The organism is Kineococcus rugosus (genome assembly GCF_050871975.1).
Lineage (GTDB): Bacteria > Actinomycetota > Actinomycetes > Actinomycetales > Kineococcaceae > Kineococcus.
Genome location: NZ_JBJLSJ010000032.1, coordinates 1 through 23334, shown reverse-complemented (window position 1 = coordinate 23334; position 23334 = coordinate 1). Strand labels below are relative to the sequence as shown.

Here is a 23334-nt window from a genome sequence, read left to right as displayed (position 1 = left end):
CCGCCCGCGGGCGAGGGTCCTCCGGTGGTCCACGAGCTCAGCGGCTCACGAGCTCAGAGCGCGACGACCTGCTCGGCCTGCGGGCCCTTCTGGCCCTGCGTCACCTCGAACTCCACGCGCTGGTTCTCCTCCAGCGAGCGGTAGCCGTTGCCGCCGATGGCGGAGTAGTGCACGAAGACGTCGGGGCCGCCGCCGTCCTGTTCGATGAACCCGTAGCCCTTCTCGGCGTTGAACCACTTGACGGTGCCCTGAGCCATGCTTTCTCCAACACGTTTCCAGTCGGTCAAGCCCCGCGCGTCTACGGGACTCGGGCTGAGTGGAACGCCACGCTGGACCGTTCCCGGCCCGCGCGACGCCCGCAACACACTCCGCGGGCGTTCAGAACGATCGAGGAGCTGCCGTGACCTGCAGCCGTGGGGAAGCTAACACGCAAACTGCAACTGTGCGCAAGACCTCCACGGTCCCCGATCGCCTGCCCGGCAGCGTCCCCGGTGCCGCGCGGCGGTCCCGCCCTCACCCGCGCTCGAGCGTGTCGACGGCCAGGACGGCGCAGGCGGCGGACCAGCCCAGCGGGGCGGGGCCCGCCGGGGAACCGTCGGCGAGGACCTTCTCGGGGATGCTGCCCCAGCCGGTCCGGTGCACGTTCAACCAGTCCAGCCGGGCGTGCGCCTCCCCGTCCCGGCCGACCTGCGCGGACACCCACGCCGCGAGCGCCGTCTGCGGCGTCCAGGACACCCCGTCGCGCCGCCACCCGGCGCCGGGGGCCAAACCCCCGGCGGGACGGCGGGCCCGCTCCTGGTAGGCGTCGAACGCGGCCAGGACGGCGGGGCGCGCGCGGGCGGTGAACGGGGGCAGCAGGAACGCGGTGGCCGCGTCGACGCCCGCGTCGGGGTTCTGCGCGTAGCGGGGGTACCCGGCCGGGCCGAACCGGTCGTGGACGAGTTCGGCCAGGCGGCCGGCGGCCGCGGACACCTCCCGGGCCCGGGTCCGCTCGCGCAGGCGGGACAGCACGGCGGCGGCCGCGTCCAGCCCCGCCAGCAGCGGCGCCACGGCTCCCAGCGTCAGGCTCGCCTCGCGGCGTTCCCAGTAGTCCGGGGAGGGGACGGGCAGCCGCCGGCCGGAGCCGGTGCGCTCGAGGGTGAAGCCGAGGGTGCCCTCCAGCAGGTCGCGCAGCTCCTCGGCGCGGGCGTGGCCGCCGGGGCCGTCCAGGACGGCGCGCAACGCCCACAGCGCCCAGCCGGCGCCGTCGTCCTGGCGGCGGCGGTCGTCGGGGGGCCCGCTGCCGTCGAGGAGGTAGCGAGCCTCGAACCCGCCGTCGGGCAGCATCACGGAGGCCAGGAACCGCAGGACCCGCACGGCGTCGTCGAGGTGGCCGGTGCGGGCCAGCGCGACCGCCGCGAAGGCGGAGTCGCGCGGCCAGGCGTGGTTCCAGGAGGGGGCGGGCCCGGCGGAGACGGCGCCGTTGGCGCGGCTGAGGGCCCGCAGGTCCAGCAGGGCCCGCCGGACCATGTCGCCGTGCGGGCCGCCGTCGCCGGGGACGGTGCCCCCTGCGAGCCACGCCGCCTCGGCCGCCGGGTCGGGGGTGTACCAGTCGGGCCCGGACAGCAGGCGCGGCACGGGGGCGGCCTCGGTGCGGTCGGCCACCAGGGCCGTCCCGGCCACGGGGGCGCCCAGCAGGGCCGTGCCCCCGGCCAGCAGCACCCAGCGCCGACGCACCCCGCACCTCCCCGTCCGACGTCTCCTCGACCGTAACCCGGCCCCGCGCGGGCCGGGGAGGTTTCGGGTCAGGCGGGGGTCCCGGCGGGGGTGAGCCGGTACCGCGCCACCGCCGCGGCGGTCTCCTCGGCGATCAGGTCGGCGTTCACGGCGGCCCCGGCCATCAACCCCGCCCCGGCGGCGGTGACGACCTGCGCCTGCGGGTCGGTCACGTTGCCCGCCAGGTGGAGCCCGGGCACGGTCGTCGCCCCGCCGACGCCGGACGGGTAGCGTTCGCCCACCGCGAAACCGCCCATGACGACGGGTTCGCGGGCCAGACCGAGCGCGTCCAGGACGGGGGAGTGGACCCGGAGGGGGACGCCGACCACCAGGGCCCGGCGGGCGACGACGGTGCCGTCGGCCAGCCGCACCCCGGCCAGGGCGCCGCCCTCCGTCACGACCTCGACGACCTCGCCGTCGACGATGCGGACGCCGCGGGCGAGGAGTTCCTCGCGCCGTCCCGCGTCCAGCTCCGGGCCGGTGTGGGTGAAGTAGGTGACGTCCTCGCTCCACTGCCGGAACAACCACGCCTGGTGGCCGGACAGGCCGCTGAGGCCGAGGACCCCGAGCGGCTGCCCGGCGACCTCGTACCCGTGGCAGTAGGGGCAGTGGACGACGTCGTTCCCCCAGCGCTCGCGCAGCCCGGGGATCGGCGGGAGGTCGTCGACGAGGCCGGTCGCGACGACCAGCCGCCGGGCGCCGACCGGCCCGTCGGGGGTTTCCACGGTGAACCCGGTGCCGGTGCGGGTGGCGCCGGTGGCGGTGGTGGTGCGCACGGTCCCGCCGTAGCGGCGGACCTCCTCGGCGCCCAGGCGCTGGAGTTCGAGGGGTTCGACGCCGTCGCGGGTGAGGAAGTTGTGGACCCCGTGCGCGGGGGCGTTGCGCGGGTTCCCGGCGTCGAGCACGACGACGGTGCGGCGGGCGCGCAGGAGGGCGACGGCGGCGGCGAGGCCGGCGGCCCCGCCCCCGACCACGGCGGCGTCGAAGGACTGGTTCTCGCTCATGCCGGGAGTTTCGGCGGCGCGGGTCCGGCCGGGCCAGCGGTGTTGCCGGAACGGCAACCGTGGGGTTGTCTGCGGGGGTGGACGCCACGCAGGACACCGCCGGGCACGCCGCCGGGGACGTGGCCGGGGCCATCGCCGCGGTCGGGCCGAGGTTGCGCCGGTTGCGCACCGCCGCGGGGGCGACCCTGGCCGAGGTGGGCGCGGCGACGGGGATCTCGGTGAGCACGTTGTCGCGGCTGGAGTCGGGGGGCCGCAAGGCGACCCTGGAACTCCTGCTCCCGCTGGCCGGGCACTTCGGGGTGGGGCTGGACGAGCTCGTCCACCCCGACCGCCCGCCCACCCGGCGACCGGCCCGCGCCCGGTCCGGCGGGCCGGGCGCGACCTTCGTCCCGCTGTCGGCGGTGCCCGGCGGGTTGCGCGCCTACAAGCTGGTCCTGGAACCGGGGGCGGGGGAGGAGTCCGACGAGCAGAACGTCCACGAGGGGTACGAGTGGGTGTACGTCATGTCGGGGCGGTTGCGCCTGCGGCTGGGCGCGGACGACTTCGAGATCGCCGCGGGGGAGGCCGCCGAGTTCGACACCCGGCTGCCGCACCGGGTCAGCAACCGCGGCACGGTCGTCACCGAGTGCCTGGTGCTGTTCGGGCGGCAGGGTGAGCGGATGCACGTCCGCGCCCGGCCGAAGGGGGTCAGGTCGCGGTGAGCTCGCGCACCACGATCGCGCTCAGCGGCCGGTCGGCGTAGAGCAGCCGGACGGCGGCCGGGTCGGGGTTCCCGGCGTCGGGCCCGCGCCACACCAGGTCCAGCCCGGCGCGTTCGGCGGCGGCCCGCGACCGCGCGTTGTGCTCCAGCAGGTAGGCGGTGACGGCGACGTCGGGCCGGACCCGCGCCGCGGCGGCCAGCGCGGCCCGCACGACCTCCTGCGCCAGCCCCCGGCCCCAGCGGTCCCGCGCCAGCCGGTACCCCAGGTTCCACGCCAGCCCCAGCCGCAGGTCGCAGCCGCCGGTGCCGACGAGGCCGCCGTCGTGGTCGCGGACGACCCAGCTGCCCAGGCCCATCGCCTCCCAGCCCGCCTCGACGTGGTCGAGCAGCCGCCGGGTCGTGGCGGGGTCGGTGTGCCGGCCGCTGGGCAGGTGCTCCCACACGCCCGGGTCGGAGTACAGCGCGAAGACGTCGTCGAGGTCGGCGGGGACGGGCCGGGTCAGGACGAGCCGTTCGGTGCGGACCAGTTCCTCGGGGTTCACCCGCCCACCCTGGCACGGGGGTCACCGGGGGCCTGCGGGGCTCAGCGGAACCGGCGGCCCTGGTCGCGCCGGATCGCCCACACCGCGACGGCGCCGAACACGGCGGTCCAGCCGGCCAGGACGGTCACCAGCCGGGTCCCCACGTCCAGGCCCGTCGCGGCGCCGATGACGAGGTCGCGCCCGGCCCGCGTCGGCGTCCACACCGAGATCGCCTCCAGCCACCCCGGCATGGCCTCCGGCGGCAGGAACAGCCCGCCCGCGAACGCCAGCGGCAGCAGCAGCACCTGGGCCAGGGCGAGGGCCGCCTTGGCCGGCATCGAGTACCCCAGCGCGAGGCCGAGCGCGAGCAGCGGGACCCCGGCGGCGAGCAGGGCGAGCAGGCCGGTGAGGAAACCGCCGACGGTGATGGTCGCGTCGGTGAGCAGGGTGGCCAGGAGCACGAGGGGGACGAGCCCGACGAGGGTGAAGAACGCGCCCATGACGACGCGGGCGACGAAGCGCGGCGCGGCGCCGACGGGCAGCGTCCGCAGATGGGTGTCCCACGGCAGGGCGCGGTCCTCGGCGATGCCGGCGCCGTGGGTGAACAGCGAGACGCTCATGGCGGAGAACACGGCGAGCTGCGCGGTGGCCGCGGTGGCCTGGACCGGGCTCATGCCCCCGGCCTGCGGGACGACGAACACGACGAGGATCAGGGCGGGGAACACCGCGGTGCTGACGACGACGACGGGCACGCGCAGGGTCTCCAGGACCTGGTACCTGGTGTGCAGCAGGGTGAGCCGGGCGGCCCCGGCGGCGGTGCTCACGCGCGCACCCCCTCGGGCGCGGTGCCGGGCGCGGTGCCGGGCGCGGTGCCGTGGGCGGTGAGGGCCAGGAACGCCTCCTCCAGCGAGGCGGTCGAGACCTCCAGGTCGCGGAAACCGACGTCGGCGCGGACGAGGTCGCGCACGAACGCGTCGGCGTCGGGGACGAGGAGTTCCCAGCGGCCGGCGGTCCCGGCGACGAGGACGTCGGCGTCGCGGGTGAGCCCGGCGGGCAGGTCGTCGGCGCCGAACCGGACCCGCCGCACCCGGGTCCGGCCCCGGACCTCCTCGACGGTGCCCTCGGCGATGACGCGGCCGTGGTCGACGACGACGACGCGGCTCGCGAGCGCCTCGACCTCCTCCAGGTGGTGCGAGGTCAGCAGGAGGGTCCCGCCGTCGGCGACGAAACCCCGCACGGCCTCCCACAGCGCGAGCCGGGCGGGGACGTCGAGCCCGGTGGTGGGTTCGTCGAGGAGGACGACGTCGGGGCGGCCGACGAACGCGAGCGCGACCGCGACGCGGCGCTGCTGGCCGCCGGACAGGCCGCCGCACTGGCGGCCGGCGAGGTCGGTGAGGTCGAACCGGGCGAGGACGTCCGCGCGCGGGAGGGGGTCGCGGTGGTGGCCGGCGACGAAGTCGACGACCTCGCCGACCTTGAGGGTCTGCGGCAGGCCGGTGGCCTGCGGGGTGACGCCGAGGCGGGCGCGGGTGCGGGGTTCGCGGGGGTCGCCGCCGCCGACGCGGACGGTCCCGCGGTCGGGGCGGCGCAGGCCGGCGAGCAGCGAGAGCAGCGTCGACTTCCCGGCGCCGTTGGGTCCCAGGACGCCGACGGCCTCCCCGGGGCGCACGCGCAGGCTCACGTCGTCCAGGGCGGTGACGGGGCCGAAGGTGCGGGTGACGTGGTCGACCTCGACCACGGGGTGTGCGTCCACGTCTCCTCCGCGTCCCTCGTCGTCGCGCGTCCCACCCTGGGTGCTGCCGGGCGGGGGCGCAAGAGGGGTGGGGCGCGGAGCACGGCCCGGGCCGGTCGAGGCCCCTCGGAGGGGCCCGGGCCGTGCTCCGCGCGTTCGGGGGGCCGGTCAGTCCTTCTTCGCGTAGCGGCGGCGGAACTTCTCGACGCGGCCCTCGGTGTCCAGGACGCGGCTGGTGCCGGTCCAGAAGGGGTGGCTGGCGGCGGAGACGTCGACGTCGACGAGGGGGTAGGTGCGCCCGTCCTCCCACTCGATCGTCGGCAGGCCGGCGCGGGAGGCCAGCGTCGACCGGGAGAGGAACGCGGTGCCGGCGGACTTGTCGCGGAAGACGACGTCGCCGTAGGCGGGGTGGATGTCGGGCTGCACGCGGGGCTCCTCGTCGTGTGGTTGTCAGGAATGATTATCGTTGGCGCTAGTGTTGCACAGACCGTCCGACGACCACGAGGAGAGAACGTGTCGGCTCGATGCCAGGTGACGGGGTCCGAACCCGGGTTCGGGAAGTCCGTCTCGCACTCGCACCGCCGGACCAGCCGGCGCTGGGACCCCAACCTCCAGCGCAAGAAGTACTTCGTGCCCTCGCTGGGGCGCACGGTCACCCTGACCGTGTCGGCGCGGGGCATCAAGACCATCGACCGCCAGGGCATCGAGTCCGTGGTGGCCCGGATCCGAGCACGAGGGGAAAGCATCTGATGGCGAAGTCCGCCGACGTCCGTCCGGTGATCAAGCTGCGGTCGACCGCGGGGACCGGGTACACCTACGTGACCCGCAAGAACCGCCGCAACGACCCCGACCGCATGGTGATCCGCAAGTTCGACCCGGTCGCCCGCAAGCACGTCGACTTCCGGGAAGAGCGCTGATGGCCAAGAAGTCGAAGATCGCCAAGAACGAGCAGCGCCGCGTCGTCGTCGAGCGCTGGGCCGAGCGCCGCGCCGACCTCAAGCGCCGGGCCGTGGACCCGGCGCTGAGCGCCGACGACCGCGCCGCGGCCCAGCTCGCGCTGCAGAAGCTGCCGCGCGACGCCAGCCCCACCCGGCTGCGCAACCGCGACGCCGCCGACGGCCGCCCCCGCGGCTACCTGCGCAAGTTCGGCCTCTCGCGCGTGAAGGTGCGCCAGATGGCCCACGCCGGGGAACTGCCCGGCGTCACGAAGTCCAGCTGGTGAGGAGCGCGTCGTGAAGGTCGTCAAGTCGCTGAGGTCGCTGAAGCAGAAGGACGGTTCCATCGTCGTCCGGCGGCACGGCAAGGTGTTCGTCGTCAACAAGCGCAACCCCCGGTGGAAGGCCCGCCAGGGCTGAGCGGCACCATGGCCGCGTGGACGGCGTGAGGTTGCAGGAGGAACCGCCCGGCGGGGACGCCGGGCGGTTCCTGCGTTCGGCGTTCTGGGCGGAGGCCTCCCGGATCGCCGACCTGCCCGCGGACGAGGACGGCGCGCCGCCGGGCGACCTCGTGGACCTGGTGCCGCCCGGCGGGTCGTTCGTCGTCGCCGTCCGCGACGGCGAACCCCTGGGCTGCGTCGGGGTGCGGGAACTGGCCGACGGGTCCGTCGAGGTCAAGCGCCTCTACGTCACCGGCCGCGCCCGCGGTCTGGGTCTCGGCCGGCGGTTGCTGACCTGGTGCGAGGACTGGGCCCGGGCCCGCGGCGCCGCCCGGGTCGTGCTCGACACCCACGGCGAACTGACCGCCGCGCTCGGCCTGTACCGGTCCGCGGGGTTCGTCGAGGTCGAGCCCTACAACGACAACCCGCACGCCCAGCTGTGGTTCGCGAAGGCGCTGACCTCAGGGCAGCGCTGACACGTGGGGGAACGTCGCCGTCGGCGGGTGCGGCACCGACTCCCCGCCCGATCCCCAGCTCGACTGGGGAGTTCGCCGCCAGGATGAACACCACGTCCGGCGCGTCGTCGGTGAGCGTGCACCCGTTCCACCCCGGCAGGTCGAAGGAGGCGGCCGACCCCACCGCGTGCGGCAGCACGTTCGGCAGCAGGCCGCCAGGCGCCGGGCGTGCTCGCCCGGGTCCCGGGCCGTCCCGTGCGCCGCGACGAAACCCGTGAGGCGCTCGGTCACCAGGGCGTGGTGCTCGGCGCGGTCGGTGCCGCGGGCCCCCGCGTTGAGGCGCTCGCCGAGGTCCTCGTCGAGCTGGGTGAGCAGTGGGTGCAGCGGGTGCAGCACGGGCGGCCCGGCGTCCGGCAGTTCCAGCACGTCCGGTCCGATCCAGAACGGGTCCGCGGCGCCGGTGACAACGTGCACGGTGAACCCCTGCGTCCCGTCGGTGTCGGGCTCGTCGGAGGTGGAGCGGTGGGTGAGTTCCTCGACGGCGCCGCCGTCGAGGTCGACCTCGCACCTGCCTGACCGGGCTGACCGGCCGCGAGGTGCCGGACCCCGCCCCGGCCGGTAGGAAGGGCGCGTGCGCATCGATCTCACCGGGAAGACCGCCCTCGTCACCGGCTCCAGCTCCGGCATCGGCCTGGCCATCGCGCAGGGTCTGAGCGCCTGCGGGGCCGCGGTGGTGATCACCGGCCGCGACGACGACCGGCTCGCGGCGGCGGCCGCCACCCTCGACGGGGACGTCCGCAGCGTCCGCGGCGACCTCACCACCGTCGAGGGGCACTCCGACCTCGTCGCCGCCGTCCCCGAGGTCGACGTCCTCGTCAACAACCTCGGCATCTTCGGCCACGCCGACCCGCTCGACATCAGCGACGACGAGTGGCGGCGCTACTTCGAGACGAACGTCCTCACCGCCGTCCGGCTCACCCGGCACTACCTGCCGGGCATGACCGCGAAGGGCTGGGGGCGGGTCCAGTACATCTCCAGCGACTCCGCCGTCGTCACCCCCGCCGAGATGATCCACTACGGCGTCTCCAAGACCGCGCTGCTCGGCGTGCACCGCGGGTTCGCCAAGGCCGCCGCCGGGACCGGCGTCACCGTGAACTCCGTCCTCGCCGGGCCCACGCACACCGGCGGCGTCGAGACCTTCGTCCGCGACCTCGTCGGTGACGGCCCCTGGGAGGACGCCCAGCGGGAGTTCATGACCAAGCACCGGCCGCAGTCCCTGCTGCGACGGTTCATCGAACCCGAGGAGATCGCGAACATGGTCTGCTACCTCGCCTCCCCGCTGGCCTCGGCGACGACGGGCGCCGCGGTCCGCGTCGACGGCGGGTACGTCGACGCGATCGTGCCCTGAGCGCTCAGTCCCGCACCCCGCCCCGGTCCTCCAGGACGTGGACGCCCTGACCCGGACCCGGATCGACGCGGCCGTCGCGGCCGAACGCCTCCGCCTGGCCGACCTCGCCGACGGCCTCGACGAGCACCGGTGGGCCACGCCGTCGCTGTGCGCGGGGTGGACGGTCGCGCACGTCGTCGCGCACCTCACCGTGACGACCCGCCTCACGCTGCCGTCGTTGGCCCGCGCGGCCCTGCGCGCCCGGGGGGACTTCGACCGGATGGAGGTGGACCTCGCGCAGGACCGGGTCACCCGGCACACCCCCGCCGACCTCGTGGACCTGCTGCGCCGCAGCGCCGCCTCGAACCGCCGGTTCCCCGGCAGCGCGCCGATGGACCCCCTCATGGACCTGGTGATCCACGGCCAGGACGTCGCCCGCCCCCTCGGCCTGGTCCACACCTCCCCGCCGGAGGTGGTCGCCGCCAGCCTGGAGCACGTCGCCGCCAGCCGGTTCCTCGGCGGACCGCGCCGCACGGCCGGGCTGCGGCTGGAGGCCACCGGCTCGGGGTGGACCCGGGGGTCCGGCCCGGTCGTGCGCGGCCCCGACCTGGACCTGCTGCTCGCCGTGTCCGGCCGCCCCGCCGGGCTGGACGCGCTGGAGGGCGACGGGGTGGTGCTGCTGCGCGACCGGCTGGGCGGGTGACCGCTGATCACCACCCCGTCGACCGCTGTCCGATCCCACGAGCGCACCGGAGCGCGGCGGTGCCGCCGAGGTCCCCGCCGACGGTGGCGGTACGTGTGGTGTGGTGATCCGGGACCTGTCGATCCGAGAGGGCGGGAACGTGACGCGAACCGCTGGGACGGTGCCGCCTGCGATCGACAGGGAGCTGGAGCGCTGTGACCGGTCCTGACGCAGGAGCGACCGGACCCGGTTCCTGGCCGACCCGGGAGCAGGTGGACCGGCGGTGGCGGCAGGTCCTCGAGGGCCGCGTCGGTCGCGAGGAGGCGCACGACTGGGCGGCGAGGTGGGTCGAGTCCGACCTCCCCCACCCGGAAGACCTGGTGCTGGGGAGCGGTCTCCAGCACCTCCACGGCGTCGACGAGCGGTCGAGGGGCGGTGGCGCGGGCCCGGGCTACGCGCGGAGTCTCGCGAGCGTCGAGCGTCTCCTGGTCGAGTGGCGCGACGAGTGCGAGGACTACGACCGGGACCTCGAGGGGTGCGTCGCCGAGAAGCGGGCCGAGGCGCTCCGCCTCCTGACGGAGGAGGAACGGGGTGCTCGCTGAGAGGCCACCGACCCGCTCCCGAGGACGGCAGGCGCGGGTCCTCGTGGAGGTGACGGTGTGGCGCGGAGAACCGCACCGGCCGTTCCCACACGTCCTGCACCGGGAAGCCCTGCCGCTGCGGCACGGGTGCCTGGTGGTCCACGACCCGGACGAGGACGTCCGCGTGCTCGTCCGCCACCTGGGCGAGGGACGTCGATCCGTCACCCGTCCGGGATGCGGGCGGCTGCCTGCTCCCGGGCAGGAGCGTGGGCGGTGTGGCTCGGTGATGGGTGAAGGTCCCCGGAGTCGGCCGTGCACCCGCCCGACGGACCGGGTAGGAGTGGGTGGTGGACGTGGAACGCCGGGGCTCCGTGGTCACCGTCTCCCTGGAGCCGGACGAGGCGTCGCGACTCGCGGCGGCTCTGACCGAGGCCACCCTCGTGCTCTCGCGCGCTGAGCACTGGATGCGCGTCGGCTGCCCGAAGGCGGCGGTGGAACACCTCTCGGACACGCTGCTGCTGGCGGCGAGGGGGCAGGAGGGGGTGGTGCGCGTTCCGCTGCCACCCGGTGAGGAGTCGCAGGAGAACCCTCGCCGCCCTCGTCCTCGCCGCGACGACCCGCAGTGAGCTCCACGGTCGGAGGGGGCGGGCGTACCGACCTCGGGGAGGAGTGCTGACGTGGCCGCCGTGCGCACGTACCTGCGGGCCACCAGCAGGTCGCTGCCCTTGTCCCGGTTGCGAGGACTGGCCGGGTTCCCGGGTGACGTGGAGCGCGATCTGGACGTCACGGACGACGAGGGTGCTCCCGGGGGCCGACGGTACTTCAGCCAGTGGGCACTGCAGGAGATCGGTGCTCACGACGAGCCGACGGAGCAGGTGGTGTCGCGGCTGTGGCAGCGGCTCCAGCCTGCGGAGAGCAGCTTCACCGCCCTGCGTCTGGCTGGGTGTCCCCTCCACTTCGCGATCACGCAGGACGTGACGATCGCGGACGGTGAGGGGAGGACGAGTTTCGTCCTCCCCTCACCGTTCGTGCGGTTCCTCGGTGACCTCGGTGCCGTCGTGGAGTTCGACCAGCACGTGGCCTGACCGGTCAGAGCGTCGCGGCCAGCTCCCGCGCCGCCGCCTGCGCCGCCTCGAACTCCGCCGCCCCGCGGTCCTTCAGCTCCGCCAGCTCGGGCAGCCGGTCGGCCAGCGTCGCGCTGGTCTGCACGACGTGCACGTCCATCCCCAGGGAGTTGCCCAGGACGATCTTCAGCACCGGGACGCCGTGGTCCCAGCCCTCGGTCTCGGTGCCCGCGTCGTACGTGGCGCCGCGGGAGCTGACGACGACGGCGGGCCGGCCCGCCAGCGGCTGGGTGCCCGCCCCGGCGAGCGCGCCGGGGATGTGGACGTGGTCCAGCCACACCTTCAGCGTGGAGGGGACCGTGTAGTTGTACAGCGGCGCCCCCACGAGCAGGACGTCCGCGGCGAGCAGCTCGGCGTGGATGGCCGCGGTCAGCGCGTCCTGGTCGGCGGGCACCTGCGCCCCGGGCAGGCGGTCGGCGGCGGGCCAGTGCTGCTCGTTCGTCGCGAAGTGCGGCAGCGGGTCGCGGTGCAGGTCGCGGTGGGTGACGGTGAAGTCGTCCCCGCGGGCGGTCCACACCTGGGCGAAGGCGGCGGTGATGGCCCGCGACCGCGACGTCGCGAGGTCGGCGGAGGAGTCCAGGTGCAACAGGTGCGGCATGCGCCGAGGCTACTGGCGGGGGTCGGGGCGGGGGTCCGGGCGGGACCGCGACCATCGGCGGACCCGGCCCGCGCCGGGCGGGCGAGGCGCCGCGCGGGCCACCGGGTCCAGGCTCGGGGCCGTGGACCCCCGACCCGCCGCGCGCCGGCGCGCCGACGCCCCCGGGGGTGTCCTGGACCGCTGGTGGGTCCTGGCGTGGGCGGCGCTCGCCCTGGCCTGGTGGAGCCTGGCGCTGCGCGGTGGCGGGGTCCTGGACCGGGTGGTCGCGGGGGCGTTCACCCTGGTCGCGCTCGGGCAGGGCGCCGCGGTGGCCCTTCGCCGGGCGCGGGGCCGGGCGCGGGGACGGGTCAGGCGACCTCGGCGACGACGGGACGAGCCGGTTCGGGCCGCTTCGCGGGGCGCCGCAGACGGGCCACGAGGCGGCACACGAGGTAGATCGTGAACGACACCGTCGTCACGTACGGGCTGATCGGCACCGAGGAGCCGATCGCCAGCAGCATCCCGCCGACCATCGCCGTCAGCGCGAACGCCACCGACAGCAGCGGCACGACGAACGGGGAGGAGCTGACCCGGGTCGCGGCCGCGGCGGGCGTCACGAGCAGCGCCAGCACGAGCAGCGCGCCGACGATCTGCACGCTCATCGCGACGGCCAGGCCCAGGACCAGCATGAACGCCGGGGACAGGAACCGCACCGGCACGCCGCGGGCGGCGGCGACGTCGGGGTCCAGGCTCGCGAACAGCAGCGGGCGCCACATGACGACCAGCGCGACGAGGACGACGACGGACAGCACCGCCAGGGACACCAGCTGCGGGTTGTCGACGGCGACGATCTGGCCGGTCAGCAGCCCGAACTTGTTCGCGGCGCGCCCCTCGTACAGGGCCAGGAACAGCACGCCCAGCCCCAGGCCGAACGGCATGAGGACGCCGATCGCGGAGTTGTGCTCGCGGGCCCGGTTGCCCAGGACGCCGAACAGGCCGGCGGCCAGGACGGACCCCACCAGGGACCCGGCGACGACGTCGGCGCCGATGAGCAGCGCGAACGCGGCCCCGGCGAAGCTGAGCTCGGCGGTGCCGTGCACGGCGAACGGCAGGTCGCGGGCGACGATGAACACCCCGACGAGGCCGCCGATGAGCCCCAGCAGCGCCCCGGCGTACAGGGAGTTGTGGACCAGCGCCAGCAGGGCGCCGTAGTCGGAGAAGTCGAAGACCTTCTCCCAGGAGATGTTCACGAGGCTTCCTGTTCGTGCGCGTGCGGGTGGTCGCTGGGGGCGGCCCCGCCGGCGACGAGCAGGCGGCCGTTGGACCGGAGCACCTCGACGGGGGAGCCGTACAGGTCGCTGAGCGTCCGGGAGTTCATGACCTCGTCGGGGGTGCCGACGCGGAACCGGCCGGCGGCGAGGTACAGGACCCGGTCGGCGTAGGGCAGGACGGGGTTCACGTCGTGCGTCACGAAGACCACCGCGGCGCCGGTGCGCACGCGGGACTCGTGCAGCAGCGCGCTGACCGAGGCGGCGTGGTGCAGGTCCAGGGACAGCAGCGGCTCGTCGGCGAGCACGACGTCGGGGTCCCCGACGATGCTCTGCGCGACCCGCAGCCGCTGCTGCTCACCGCCGGACAGGCGCCCGACGGGGGCGTCGGCGTAGGCGGTGGCCCCGACGGCCTCCAGGACGCGGTCGACGGCGTGCCGGGCCCGGCGCGAGGGCAGCAGCGGTCCCCACCGGTGGCCGTCGAGGCCGAGGCGCACGAAGTCGCGGGCGCGCAGTGGGGTGTCGGGGTCCAGGCCCTTCTGCTGCGGGACGTAGCCGATGCGGCGGCTGCCGCGCTGCACGGGGCGCCCGCCGACCTCGACGGTGCCGCGCTCGAGGGGCTGCTGGCCGAGGAGGACCTTCAGGAGGCTGGACTTGCCGGCGCCGTTGGCGCCGAGGACGGCGATGAACTCGCCGGGGGCGACGTCGAGGTCGAGGCCGGACCACAGGCGCCGGTCGCCGTAGGCCAGCGAGGCGCCCGCCAGGCGCAGCGCGGGGGTCACGGCCGCGCCAACGCCGCCGTGATCGCGTCGACGTTCTGCGTCATCCACGTCGTGTAGTCCTCGCCCTCGGGGAGCGTCTCGGTCACCGGCACCGCGGGGATCCCCGCGTCCTGCGCCGCCCGCAGCACCTGCTCGGTCTGCGGGCTGGTGGTCTGCTCGTTGTGGACGAGCGCGCGCACCTGCTGCTGGGTGAACAGTGCCAGGGTCTGCTGGAGGACGTCGACGGGCACGTCGCTCTCCTCCTCGATGGCCTCGGAGAACTCCTCGGGGGTGGCGTTCGTCGTGCCGAGGGCGTCGAGCAGGTACCCGGGGACGGGCTCGGTGATCGCGACGGGCTGGCCCTGGGTGGCGGCCCGGTCGGTCTGGATCTTCTGCTCCAGGGTGTCGAGGCCGGCCTCGAAGGTCGCCAGGTTGGCCGCGAAGGTGTCCGCGTCGTCGGGGGAGGCCTGCGCGAGGGTCGCCTCCAGCTCCTGCGCGACCTTCCGGACGGTCTCGACGTCGTACCAGACGTGCTCGTTGAGCTCCTCGCCCGCGGCGGCCGTCTTGCCGGAGATCTCCACGGCGTTCAGGACGGTGGCGTCGGAGCCGGCGCTGTCGAGCATGGTGTCGACGAAGTCGTCGTACCCGCCGCCGTTCTCGATGACGACGGTCGCCCGGGACAGCTCCAGCTGGGTGCGGGTGTTCGCCTCGTAGCTGTGCGGGTCGGCGCTGGGGTCGTCGATGATCGAGGTGACGGTGGCGGCGTCCCCGGCGACGGCCTCGGCGATGGAGCCGTAGACGTTCGTGGAGGCGACGACGCTCAGGCCGTCGCCGCCGGCGGTGGCTCCCGTCGTGCCGGTGCCCGCGTCGGTGTCGTCGCCGCCGCAGGCGCCGAGGGTGAGTGCGGCGGTCAGGGCGGTGGCGAGGGCGAGGGACGAACGGCGCGACAGCATGCGGCGGCTTCCTGACGATGGGAACGGTTCGCAACAACTGTAACCCCGGCGAACCACCGCCCCCGCCTCACACCCGCGCCCGCTCACCCGCCCCGGCCACCTCCGGCGCCTCGTCCAGCACCCGGGTGACGCACGCGATGAGCAGCGGCACCGCGAGCATCGCCCCCACCGCCGGCACTGCCGCCCCCGAGTCGTTCACCGCGAACCCCACCGCCAGCAGCACCAGCAGGCAGGCCAGCCCCGGCCGCAGCACCGGGTGCCGCTCGTAGGCGCGCTCCAGCACCGAGACGCCCAGCACCCTCGGCCGCGCCAGCACGAACGCGATGAACACCGCCGCGAGCGCCAGGACCAGGCTCAGCAGCCAGTTGCCGTACAGGATCCGCAGGTTCTGCGCGGCCTTGCGCTCCACGACCTGCCAGGCCCCGCCGTCGACCAGGGTCTGCACGAACCGGCCCAGGTGGGTCTGGTCGTCGACGGGCCGCAGCCAGTCCGCCACGGAGATCGCCGCGAGCGCCAGGACGGTCGCGCCGCCGATGAGCAGGACCCGCCGCCAGGTGATCCGCACCCCGGCCACGACGAGGGCCAGCAGCCCGAACGCGGGCAGGATCGCCGGTGGGCCGCCGAAGTCCGAGCCCAGGACGCCGTCGACGTAGGTGGCGAGCAGCCCGGCGACGGCGACGAGGACGACGGCGGCCCGGCGGCGGCGGTCGCGCACGAGCCGGTCGGCGACGGCGATCGTGAACAGCAGCGCCCCGGTCGCGAACAGCGCGAACTGCTGGTTGCCCAGGCCGTAGAAGCGGCCGGCGACGACCGGCTGCAGGCCGTTGAGGCTGGAGGTGATGAGCCGGGAGCCGGTGGCGCAGTCCACGGCCAGGACGGCGGCGGTGACGAACCCGACGAACCCGAGGGGACCCAGGGCCGCGCGCCGCCACGGGCCGAGCAGCGCCAGCGCCGTGATGACGGCGACGTACAGGGCCACGGCCCCGGTCACGGCGAGCAGGTGGTCGCCGGTGCTGTCGCCGTGGCGCCACCAGGGGATCGTGTTGGCCAGGAAGGTGGAGGCGCACACGGCCCCGAACACGACGGTCAGCGCGCGCAGCCAGGCCAGGACGCGGCGGCGGCCGGCCGGGCCGCCCCAGGCCTTGCGCAGCGCGAGGGTCGCGACGGCGTACAGGACGATCTGCGAGGCGCCCCAGACGGTGAAGAACGGCCCGACGAGGGGCTGGACGGCCTGCGCGGCGGCGTCGAGGTCGCGGACCTTCAGCTCCCGGGCGGCGGCGCCGGTGTCGGCGTCGGTGCTGGTCACGGGGGCGCCGACGAGCCCGGGGGTGCCGTGGTCGGAGCCGAGGGCCAGGGCCAGGACGGTGGGGGTGAGGTCGGTGGTCTGGACGATCGCGGTCTGGCGGGTGGAGCGGGAGCCGAGGAACCCCTCGTAGCTCCCGCCGCCGGGCTGCGGGCCGGTGGCGGCGCCGAACTGCAGGTGGGCGGTCCGGCCGGCGTCGGCGAGGGAGACGGCGAGCAGGGTGGTGGCGCCGGTGCCGGTGGAGCCGGCGACCGCGCGCTGGACGGCGGCGACGGCGGCGTCGACGGCGGCGACCTGCTCGGCGCGCGAGGCGGCCGGCGGCGTCTCGCGCGCGGGCAGGTCGGCGGGGTCGCGGACGGTGCCGGCGTCGACGACGACGACCTGCGCGCCGGTCTCCAGGGCGTCCTGGACGACGCCGCCGATCTCGGCGGGCGTGCTCGCCGCGACGTACGACGGGACGGCCCCGGTGGTGCCGGCCAGCGCGATCGAGGCGCCGGGGTTCACGGCCAGGGTGCGGGTGCCGGCCTCGGCCAGGGCCCGGCCCAGGGTGCCGGGGACGGCGCTGAAGGTGTCGCCCTCGGCGGTGCGCCGGTACTCGGCGAAGTCGGGCTGCACCCCGTCGACCGGGGCGGCGACCGGTGCGCAGGGGGCGCCGACGTGCTCAGCGGAGGTGCCGTCGAAGTCGGTGGCGCGCCGGCCGGCGGACAGGCCGAGCCAGCCGTCGGCGGGGCAGGCGGCGGTGAAGACGCTGCGGACGGCGACGGTGCCGATCGCGCCGGACGTCATCGAGGCGAGCGCGGGGGTGGCCTGCGCGGACACGTCGCTCCAGCGGACGCCGGAGAACCCGACGAGGACGAGGGGGGCGCGGTCGGTGGTCGTGGCGGCCTGCGCGGTCCCGGCCCCGACCCCCGTGCCGATCCCGAGCAGCGCCCCGAGCACGGCCAGGACGGCCGACAGGACGGTCACCCGCCGCAGGGGGTGGGCGGGGGGCGGGGTCGCGCTGGGGTGGGGCACCGTCACAGGCTAGGGGCGGTGGTGGTCGGGACCCGTGTGCTGCTGGGGGAGGATCGGGGGGTGCTGAGCCAGGGGACCTCACGGACTGCTGCGTGGCGGTGGCTGGGGGTGGTGGTGCTCCTGGTGGCCGTCGCGCCGATCGTGCACCGCTACCTCGTCGCCTACCCCGACGACCAGTGGCAGGTCGACCTGGAGGTGTACCGGGAGGCGGGGCGGTCGCTGCTGCTGGGGCGGCCGGTGTACCAGTTCGAGACCGAGGTCCCGCAGCTGCTGCCGTTCACGTACCCCACGTTCTCGGCGGTCCTGTCGATCCCGCTGGCGCTGATGCCGTGGGCGGTGGCGGGCTGGGTGTGGACGGCGTTCCAGCTGTGCCTGCTGTGGGTGGTCGTGGGGCTGGCGTTCGGCCCGCTGCTGGCGCGCGCGGGCCGGTTCGCGGGGCTGGCGCAGGGGCTGGTCGCGGCGGCGTGCGTGTGGATCTCGCCGGTGGGGGAGAACATCCGCTTCGGGCAGGTCAACGCGGTCCTGGTGACGCTGTGCCTGCTGGACCTGGTGAAGGGGTCCGAGGGGCTGCGGGTGGGGCGCTTCACGGTCCGCTGGCCGCGGGGGTCGCTCATCGGCGTCGCGGTGGCGGTCAAGCTGACGCCGGGGGTGTTCCTGGTGCACCTGGCGGTGACGCGGCAGTGGCGGGAGCTGCGCAACGCGGTGGCGGCGGCGGTGGCGGTGACGGTCGCGACGTTCCTGGTGGCCCCGGAGGGGTCGCTGGAGTTCTGGACGTCGGCGCTGCTGAACTCCGACCGGCTCGGCCCGAACGCGGGGTCCTCCAACCAGTCGCTGCGCGGGTTCGTGCTCCGGCTGTACCTGTCGGACGGGGCGACGGTGCTGGTGTGGGGGGTGCTGGCGGCGGCCGCGGCGGTCGCGGGGTTCGCGCTGGCGCGGGCGCTGCACCGGCGCGGGGACCTGGTGGGGGAGGTCGCGGCGTGCGGGCTGGTCGCGCTCCTGGTCTCGCCGGTGTCGTGGCTGCACCACTACCTGTGGGGCGTGGTGGTGCTCGGGGCGCTGGTGGGTGACGCCCGGGTGCGGGCCCGCGTGGTGGCGGCGGTCGTGGGTCTGGTGCTGCTGTGGGTGGCGTGGCCGTGGTGGGGGGCGAACCTCCTCGCCGAGCGGAGCGTGCCGGTCGTGGTGGCGCGGGCCGTGCAGAACGGGAACCTGTGGTGGGCGTGCGCGTCGGTGGTGGTGCTGTGGCGGCTGGTGGTGCGACACACCCCTCGGCAATCACAGCTAGTGACGGATCGATCGCATAGCGTTTAGATTTTCTCCCCTCAGGGCAAGACAGGTCCACGTGACCAACCGAGGGGGGCAACAGTGAGCGAGACGAGCAAGGGCCTGCGACCCACGGTCGAGGCGTGGGAGTGGCAGCTCTCCGGGGCCTGCCGCGACGCCGACTCCGAGCTCTTCTTCCACCCCGAGCTCGAACGGGGCGCAGCCCGCCAGCACCGCGACGCCGCGGCCCTGGCGATCTGCGCCGAGTGTCCCGTGCTGCGGCAGTGCCGCCAGCACGTCCTGACGCACCGCGAGAACTACGGGGTCTGGGGCGGGCTGACCGAGGACCAGCGCGACGCCATCTGGGCCGAGCGCACCGACAAGCGCAAGCTGCGCAGGGCGGGCTGACCGCGGGGGACCCGACCACCACCGGGGGCTACTGTTCCTGACCGTGCTGCGCTACGCGTTCTTCGGTCCGGTCGGGACCTTCTCCGAAGCCGCCCTGCGGACCGTCACCGGTGACGCCCCGGCGGTCGCGATGCCCAGCGTCGACGCGACCATCGACGCCGTGCGCACCGGGGCGGCCGACGTCGGGTGCGTCCCGATCGAGAACTCCGTCGAGGGCGGCGTGCCCGCCACCCTCGACGGGCTCGCCGTCGGCGACCCCCTGGTCGTCGTCGCCGAGGTCGTCATCCCCGTGACCTTCGTGCTCGCCGCGCGGCCCGGGGTGCGCCTGCAGGACGTCACCCGCGTCAGCACCCACTCCCACGCCTACGCGCAGGTCCGCCGCTGGCTGCACGCCAACCTGCCCGGCGCCTCCTACGTGCCCGCGACCTCCACGGCCGCCTCCGCGCAGTCCCTGGCCGACGAGGTCGCCGGCGGCGAGCCCGCCGGGTTCGAGGGCGCCATCTGCGCGCCCTTCGCCGCCGCCCGGCACGGCCTGGACGTCCTCGCCGAGCGCATCGAGGACCGCGAGGGCGCCCAGACCCGGTTCGTCCTGCTCTCCCGGCCCGGGGTCGAGGCCGTGCCCGCCCCCACCGGCGACGACAAGACGTCCCTGGTCGTCTTCCTGCGCGAGGAGCGCCCCGGCGCGCTCGTCGAGGCCCTGGAGCAGTTCGTCACCCGCGGCATCAACCTCACCCGCATCGAGTCGCGCCCCTCCGGCGACGCCCTGGGCCGGTACTGCTTCTCCATCGACTGCGACGGCCACGTCACCGACGCCCGCGTCGGGGAGGCCCTCATGGGGCTGCACCGCGTGTGCGAGCGCGTCCGCTTCGTCGGCAGCTACCCCCGCGCCGACGGCGGCCGCACCGTCACCGGCACCGGGCCCACCGAGGCCGACTTCGCCGCCGCCCAGGACTGGCTCGACCGGCTGCGCGCCGGGTCCGCCTCCTGAGCCCGCACCCCGGGGCGCGCCCCCGGGGTGCCGTCAGGGGCCCTCGGGGGTGTGCAGCGGCGGGCACCGCACCAGCAGCACCCCCGGCTCCACCGACAGCGTGATCCGGTGGGCCGGCCCGATCGGGTCCCCGTCCAGCTCCACCTCCTGCGGCTCGCCGGAGCGGACCTCGAAGCGCCGCCCGCGCAGGTGCTGCACCCGCCGCTGACCCCGCCGGTCCCGCGTCGCGATCGCCCACGCCACCTCGCCCCACCCGATCCCGCCGCGCGGGGAGAGCACCACCGCGTCCAGGAACCCGTCGTCGATCTCGGCGTCCGGCATCAGCACCAGCTGCCGCGTCAGCTTGCCGCAGTTGCCCACGATGACCGCCCGGGTCCGCGCCGCCGCCGGCGCCCCGCCGTCCACCGAGATCTGCACCTTCGCCTGCGGGCCCCACAGCGCCCGCGCCCCCGAGACCACGTACGCCCCGTACCCCAGCCGCGCCTTCAGCCGGTCCTCGACCCCGGCCATCATCGCCGCGTCGAACCCCAGCCCCGCCATCACCAGGAACAGGTGCCGCTCCGGCTCGGCGTCCCGGCCGCTGCGGTCCACCTCCAGCCAGCCCACGTCGACCCGCTGGTCCCGCGCCGAGAACACCAGGTCCAGCGCCGCCGCCAGGTCCGTGTGCGGCACGTCCAGGTTGCGCGCCAGCAGGTTCGCCGTCCCCGCCGGCAGCAGCGCCATCGGCGTCGACGTCCCCGCCAGGCCCTCGCCCACCGCCCGCACCGTGCCGTCCCCGCCGGCCGCCACCACGACCTCGACCCCGGCCGCCACCGCCTCGCGCGCCTGCCGCTGCCCGTGCTCGGTCGGCGTCGTCTCCAGCCACAGCGGGTCGTCCCAGCCGTGCGAGCGGAACACCGCCGCCACGTACGCCTGCCGCCGCCGCAGCGCGTCCTCGTCCAGGCCCGTGAACTTCGACGGGTTCACCACGATCGCCGCCCGCCGCTGCCGGGCCGGGTCCGAGCGCGGCGACGTCGGGGGGACCTGCTGCGTGCGCAGCCGGCGGGTCGTGCGGCGCTCGCGCGCCAGCAGCGCCAGGGTCACGACGCACAGCAGCGCGAGGACGACGGCGAGCACGCCGGTGTCGAGGAGTTCGCCCGGCGTCATCCGGCCAAGCTACCGGCCCCCCCGCCACCGCCCCGCCGCGGGAATCGGGTCGGACGCGCCGGGGACGACCGGTTAGTGTCGTGCCGTGATCGACCTGCGACTCCTTCGGGACGAACCGGACGTCGTCCGCGCCAGCCAGCGGGCCCGCGGCGAGGACGAGGCCGCCGTCGACCGGGTGCTGGACCTCGACGCGCGCCGCCGCACCGCCATCGCCGAGTTCGAGCAGCTGCGCGCCGAGCAGAAGTCCCGCGGCAAGGAGGTCGCCGCCGCCAAGGGCGAGGAGAAGCAGAAGGTCCTCGCCGGCGTCAGGGAACTGGCCGAGCGGGTCAAGGCCGCCGAGGCCGCGTCCGTCGCCGTCGGCGCCGAGTTCGACGCCGCGCTGCGCGCCATCCCCAACGTCGTCGAGGACGGCGTCCCGGCCGGCGGCGAGGACGACTACGTCGTCGTCGAGGAGGTCGGCACCCCGCCGCAGCTGCCCGAGGGCCTGGACGCCTGGCGCGACCACCTCGAACTCGGCGAGCTGCTCGGCGCCATCGACACCGAGCGCGGCGCGAAGGTCTCCGGGTCGCGGTTCTACTTCCTCACCGGCGTCGGGGCGCGCCTGGAACTGGCGCTGCTGAACCTGGCCGTCGCCAAGGCCGTCGAGAACGGCTTCACCCCGATGATCACCCCGACGCTGGTGAAGCCGGAGGTCATGGCGGGCACCGGGTTCCTCGGCGCCCACGCGGCCGAGGTGTACCACCTGGAGGAGGACGACCTCTACCTCACCGGGACGAGCGAGGTCGCGCTCGCCGGGTACCACGCCGACGAGATCCTCGACCTGTCCGCCGGGCCGAAGCGGTACGCGGGCTGGTCGGCGTGCTACCGCCGCGAGGCCGGCTCCTACGGCAAGGACACCCGCGGCATCATCCGCGTCCACCAGTTCCACAAGGTGGAGATGTTCTCGTACTGCCGCGCCGAGGACGCCGCCGCCGAGCACCGGCGGCTGCTGGACCTCGAGAAGGAGGTGCTCGCCGCGATCGAGGTCCCGTACCGGGTCATCGACACCGCCGCAGGTGATCTCGGCACCTCGGCCGCGCGCAAGTTCGACTGCGAGGCGTGGGTCCCCTCCCAGGGCGCCTACCGCGAACTCACCTCCACCTCGAACTGCACCACGTTCCAGGCCCGCCGCCTCGGGGTGCGCGAGCGCCTGGAGGACGGCCCGGGGACGCGCCCGGTCGCGACCCTGAACGGGACCCTGGCGACGACCCGCTGGATCGTCGCGATCCTGGAGAACCACCAGCAGCCCGACGGCTCGGTGCGGGTCCCCGCTGCGCTGCAGCCCTTCCTCGGCCTGGACGTCCTCACGCCGGTCGGCTGAACGGGTGCCGTCGCCGTCTCGGCGGGCCCGGTGCCCCGGTCACCCCGTAGGGTGCCGAACGTGAGTGGGGGCCTTCAGGGCGTGCTGGTCGCGCTCGACGTCGACGGGACCGTCGTCGACCTGGACGAGTCGATGTCCGACCGCGTCCGCGACGCCGTGCGGAGCGTCGACGACGCCGGCGCGCACGTCGTCGTCGCCACCGGCCGCTCGCTGCACGGCACGCTGCCGGTCCTGCAGCGGCTCGGCCTGCACCGCGGTTTCGCGGTGTGCTCCAACGGGGCGGTGACGGTCCAGCTCGACCCGGCCGAACCCGAGGGGTACCGCGTCGTGTCGCTGCACACCTTCGACCCGTCGGGGGTCGCCGAACTGCTGCGCGAGCACCTGCCGGCCGGGTTGTTCGCCGTCGAGGTCCTCGGCCGCGGGTACAAGCTGACCGCCCCGTTCCCCGAGGGCGAGCTCACCGGCGAGATGACGATCGTGCCGTTCGACGAGTTGTTCTCCGAACCCGTCATGCGCGTCATCATCCGCAGCCCCGAGCACACCTCCGCGGAGTTCTCCCGCCTCGTCGACGACGTCGGCCTGCACGGCGTCGCCTACTCCGTCGGCTGGACCGCCTGGCTCGACCTGGCCCCCGACGGCGTCACCAAGGCCAGCGCGCTGGAGGAGGTGCGGATGCGGCTCGACGTCGCCCGGGGCCGCACCCTGGCCGTCGGCGACGGCCGCAACGACGTCGAGATGCTCCGGTGGGCCGGTCGCGGCGTCGCCATGGGCAACGCCCCCGAGGAGGTCAAGGCCGCCGCCGACGACGTCACCGGCACCGTCGGCGAGGACGGGCTGGCGCAGGTCCTGGAGGCCGTCGCCGCCGCCGAGCGGTGAGCGGCCCGGGGGGGGGGGGCGGCGGGGGGGCGCGGCGGGGGCGGGGGCTCCCGCGCGGCTGACGCGGGTCGCGGTCGAGCCCGGGGTCGCCCAGACCTGGAAGC

General features: G+C 75.4%; 29 protein-coding genes and 1 pseudogene. 17 read left to right on the top strand and 13 right to left on the bottom strand.

Features of this window, described 5'->3' with window-relative positions:
* Positions 1–53: 53 nt before the first annotated feature.
* The 3 genes from ACRYM6_RS17385 to ACRYM6_RS17375 all read right to left on the bottom strand — a co-directional run bounded on the left by ACRYM6_RS17385 (position 54) and on the right by ACRYM6_RS17375 (position 2759).
* Positions 54–257 carry a cold-shock protein gene (locus tag ACRYM6_RS17385; protein ID WP_106211855.1) on the bottom strand — a complete coding sequence of 68 codons (204 nt, stop codon included), beginning with the start codon at positions 255–257 and terminating at the stop codon, positions 54–56.
* A gap of 256 nt (positions 258–513) precedes the next feature.
* Positions 514–1716: a glycoside hydrolase family 15 gene (locus ACRYM6_RS17380; RefSeq protein WP_432544137.1), complete on the bottom strand. Its 1203-nt coding sequence runs from the start codon at positions 1714–1716 to the stop codon at positions 514–516.
* A gap of 68 nt (positions 1717–1784) precedes the next feature.
* A complete protein-coding gene (locus ACRYM6_RS17375) occupies positions 1785–2759 on the bottom strand; it encodes an FAD-dependent oxidoreductase (RefSeq protein WP_432544136.1) in 975 nt (324 codons plus the stop codon).
* Positions 2760–2836: 77 nt separating this feature from the next.
* Here ACRYM6_RS17375 and ACRYM6_RS17370 point away from each other — a divergent pair, with 77 nt between their 5' ends.
* Positions 2837–3460: a helix-turn-helix domain-containing protein gene (locus ACRYM6_RS17370; RefSeq protein WP_432544135.1), complete on the top strand. Its 624-nt coding sequence runs from the start codon at positions 2837–2839 to the stop codon at positions 3458–3460.
* On the opposite strand, the gene ACRYM6_RS17365 is transcribed toward ACRYM6_RS17370, so the two are convergent.
* The 4 genes and pseudogenes from ACRYM6_RS17365 to ACRYM6_RS17350 form a co-directional block, all read right to left on the bottom strand.
* Entirely contained in the window at positions 3447–4001 is a 555-nt protein-coding gene (locus ACRYM6_RS17365; RefSeq protein WP_432544134.1) for a GNAT family N-acetyltransferase, read from the bottom strand. The two genes, ACRYM6_RS17370 and ACRYM6_RS17365, sit on opposite strands and share 14 nt — an antisense overlap.
* A 41-nt stretch (positions 4002–4042) precedes the next feature.
* Positions 4043–4804 (bottom strand): ABC transporter permease, encoded by a 762-nt coding sequence (locus tag ACRYM6_RS17360; RefSeq protein ID WP_432544133.1) that lies wholly within the window; start codon positions 4802–4804, stop codon positions 4043–4045.
* A pseudogene (locus ACRYM6_RS17355) lies at positions 4801–5658 on the bottom strand (ABC transporter ATP-binding protein); the annotation flags it as partial. The pseudogene ACRYM6_RS17355 and the gene ACRYM6_RS17360, both read right to left, overlap by 4 nt.
* A gap of 222 nt (positions 5659–5880) precedes the next feature.
* On the bottom strand, positions 5881–6138 hold the full coding sequence (locus tag ACRYM6_RS17350) for a type B 50S ribosomal protein L31 (protein ID WP_432544132.1): 258 nt from the start codon (positions 6136–6138) through the stop codon (positions 5881–5883).
* An 87-nt stretch (positions 6139–6225) separates the two neighbouring features.
* Here ACRYM6_RS17350 and rpmB point away from each other — a divergent pair, with 87 nt between their 5' ends.
* The 11 genes from rpmB (at position 6226) to ACRYM6_RS17295 (ending at position 11277) form a co-directional block, all read left to right on the top strand.
* The gene (rpmB, locus tag ACRYM6_RS17345; RefSeq protein ID WP_432544131.1) at positions 6226–6462 is read left to right on the top strand and encodes a 50S ribosomal protein L28; all 237 of its coding nucleotides are present in this window, start codon (positions 6226–6228) and stop codon (positions 6460–6462) included.
* Positions 6462–6629, top strand: a complete 168-nt coding sequence (rpmG, locus tag ACRYM6_RS17340) for a 50S ribosomal protein L33 (protein ID WP_432544130.1) — start codon at positions 6462–6464, stop codon at positions 6627–6629. The genes rpmB and rpmG overlap by 1 nt, the downstream gene beginning before the upstream one ends.
* Complete coding sequence (gene rpsN, locus ACRYM6_RS17335) at positions 6629–6934, top strand: 30S ribosomal protein S14 (RefSeq protein ID WP_432544129.1); 306 nt, start codon at positions 6629–6631, stop codon at positions 6932–6934. Before rpmG ends, rpsN begins: the two co-directional genes overlap by 1 nt.
* A 10-nt stretch (positions 6935–6944) precedes the next feature.
* Complete coding sequence (locus ACRYM6_RS17330) at positions 6945–7067, top strand: ribosomal protein bL36 (RefSeq protein WP_432544128.1); 123 nt, start codon at positions 6945–6947, stop codon at positions 7065–7067.
* Positions 7068–7083: 16 nt separating this feature from the next.
* Positions 7084–7563, top strand: coding sequence for a GNAT family N-acetyltransferase (locus tag ACRYM6_RS17325; RefSeq protein ID WP_432544127.1), 480 nt, complete (start codon positions 7084–7086; stop codon positions 7561–7563).
* A gap of 234 nt (positions 7564–7797) precedes the next feature.
* A complete protein-coding gene (locus ACRYM6_RS17320; protein WP_432544126.1) occupies positions 7798–8118 on the top strand; it encodes a hypothetical protein in 321 nt (106 codons plus the stop codon).
* Positions 8119–8173: 55 nt separating this feature from the next.
* Complete coding sequence (locus tag ACRYM6_RS17315; RefSeq protein ID WP_432544125.1) at positions 8174–8950, top strand: SDR family NAD(P)-dependent oxidoreductase; 777 nt, start codon at positions 8174–8176, stop codon at positions 8948–8950.
* A gap of 37 nt (positions 8951–8987) precedes the next feature.
* A complete protein-coding gene (locus ACRYM6_RS17310; protein ID WP_432544124.1) occupies positions 8988–9632 on the top strand; it encodes a maleylpyruvate isomerase family mycothiol-dependent enzyme in 645 nt (214 codons plus the stop codon).
* A gap of 194 nt (positions 9633–9826) precedes the next feature.
* The gene (locus ACRYM6_RS17305; protein ID WP_432544123.1) at positions 9827–10213 is read left to right on the top strand and encodes a hypothetical protein; all 387 of its coding nucleotides are present in this window, start codon (positions 9827–9829) and stop codon (positions 10211–10213) included.
* A gap of 326 nt (positions 10214–10539) precedes the next feature.
* A complete protein-coding gene (locus tag ACRYM6_RS17300) occupies positions 10540–10818 on the top strand; it encodes a hypothetical protein (RefSeq protein WP_432544122.1) in 279 nt (92 codons plus the stop codon).
* Between the two features lie 138 nt (positions 10819–10956).
* The gene (locus ACRYM6_RS17295) at positions 10957–11277 is read left to right on the top strand and encodes a hypothetical protein (protein WP_432544121.1); all 321 of its coding nucleotides are present in this window, start codon (positions 10957–10959) and stop codon (positions 11275–11277) included.
* A gap of 4 nt (positions 11278–11281) precedes the next feature.
* Here ACRYM6_RS17295 and ACRYM6_RS17290 read toward each other — a convergent pair whose 3' ends face one another.
* The 5 genes from ACRYM6_RS17290 to ACRYM6_RS17270 all read right to left on the bottom strand — a co-directional run bounded on the left by ACRYM6_RS17290 (position 11282) and on the right by ACRYM6_RS17270 (position 17192).
* Positions 11282–11914, bottom strand: a complete 633-nt coding sequence (locus tag ACRYM6_RS17290) for an FMN-dependent NADH-azoreductase (protein WP_432544120.1) — start codon at positions 11912–11914, stop codon at positions 11282–11284.
* 347 nt (positions 11915–12261) lie between these two features.
* Positions 12262–13143, bottom strand: a complete 882-nt coding sequence (locus ACRYM6_RS17285) for a metal ABC transporter permease (RefSeq protein WP_432544119.1) — start codon at positions 13141–13143, stop codon at positions 12262–12264.
* Complete coding sequence (locus ACRYM6_RS17280) at positions 13140–13943, bottom strand: metal ABC transporter ATP-binding protein (protein WP_432544118.1); 804 nt, start codon at positions 13941–13943, stop codon at positions 13140–13142. Before ACRYM6_RS17280 ends, ACRYM6_RS17285 begins: the two co-directional genes overlap by 4 nt.
* Positions 13940–14875, bottom strand: coding sequence for a metal ABC transporter solute-binding protein, Zn/Mn family (locus tag ACRYM6_RS17275; RefSeq protein ID WP_432544117.1), 936 nt, complete (start codon positions 14873–14875; stop codon positions 13940–13942). The genes ACRYM6_RS17280 and ACRYM6_RS17275 overlap by 4 nt, the downstream gene beginning before the upstream one ends.
* A gap of 67 nt (positions 14876–14942) precedes the next feature.
* Positions 14943–17192, bottom strand: coding sequence for a hypothetical protein (locus ACRYM6_RS17270; RefSeq protein ID WP_432544116.1), 2250 nt, complete (start codon positions 17190–17192; stop codon positions 14943–14945).
* A 60-nt stretch (positions 17193–17252) separates the two neighbouring features.
* On the opposite strand from ACRYM6_RS17270, the gene ACRYM6_RS17265 reads away from it, so the two are divergent.
* From ACRYM6_RS17265 to pheA, 3 genes are read left to right on the top strand one after another with little or no spacing between them, the layout of a single operon-like run.
* Positions 17253–18500: a glycosyltransferase 87 family protein gene (locus ACRYM6_RS17265; RefSeq protein WP_432544115.1), complete on the top strand. Its 1248-nt coding sequence runs from the start codon at positions 17253–17255 to the stop codon at positions 18498–18500.
* A 54-nt stretch (positions 18501–18554) separates the two neighbouring features.
* Positions 18555–18860 carry a WhiB family transcriptional regulator gene (locus tag ACRYM6_RS17260; protein ID WP_432544114.1) on the top strand — a complete coding sequence of 102 codons (306 nt, stop codon included), beginning with the start codon at positions 18555–18557 and terminating at the stop codon, positions 18858–18860.
* Positions 18861–18903: 43 nt separating this feature from the next.
* Positions 18904–19848 carry a prephenate dehydratase gene (pheA, locus tag ACRYM6_RS17255; RefSeq protein WP_432544113.1) on the top strand — a complete coding sequence of 315 codons (945 nt, stop codon included), beginning with the start codon at positions 18904–18906 and terminating at the stop codon, positions 19846–19848.
* A 33-nt stretch (positions 19849–19881) separates the two neighbouring features.
* On the opposite strand, the gene ACRYM6_RS17250 is transcribed toward pheA, so the two are convergent.
* A complete protein-coding gene (locus tag ACRYM6_RS17250; protein WP_432544112.1) occupies positions 19882–20994 on the bottom strand; it encodes a diacylglycerol/lipid kinase family protein in 1113 nt (370 codons plus the stop codon).
* 85 nt (positions 20995–21079) lie between these two features.
* Here ACRYM6_RS17250 and serS point away from each other — a divergent pair, with 85 nt between their 5' ends.
* Both serS and ACRYM6_RS17240 read left to right on the top strand, forming a co-directional pair.
* Positions 21080–22354 (top strand): serine--tRNA ligase, encoded by a 1275-nt coding sequence (serS, locus tag ACRYM6_RS17245; protein ID WP_432544111.1) that lies wholly within the window; start codon positions 21080–21082, stop codon positions 22352–22354.
* A gap of 60 nt (positions 22355–22414) precedes the next feature.
* Entirely contained in the window at positions 22415–23230 is an 816-nt protein-coding gene (locus ACRYM6_RS17240; RefSeq protein WP_432544110.1) for an HAD family hydrolase, read from the top strand.
* Positions 23231–23334 lie beyond the last annotated feature (104 nt).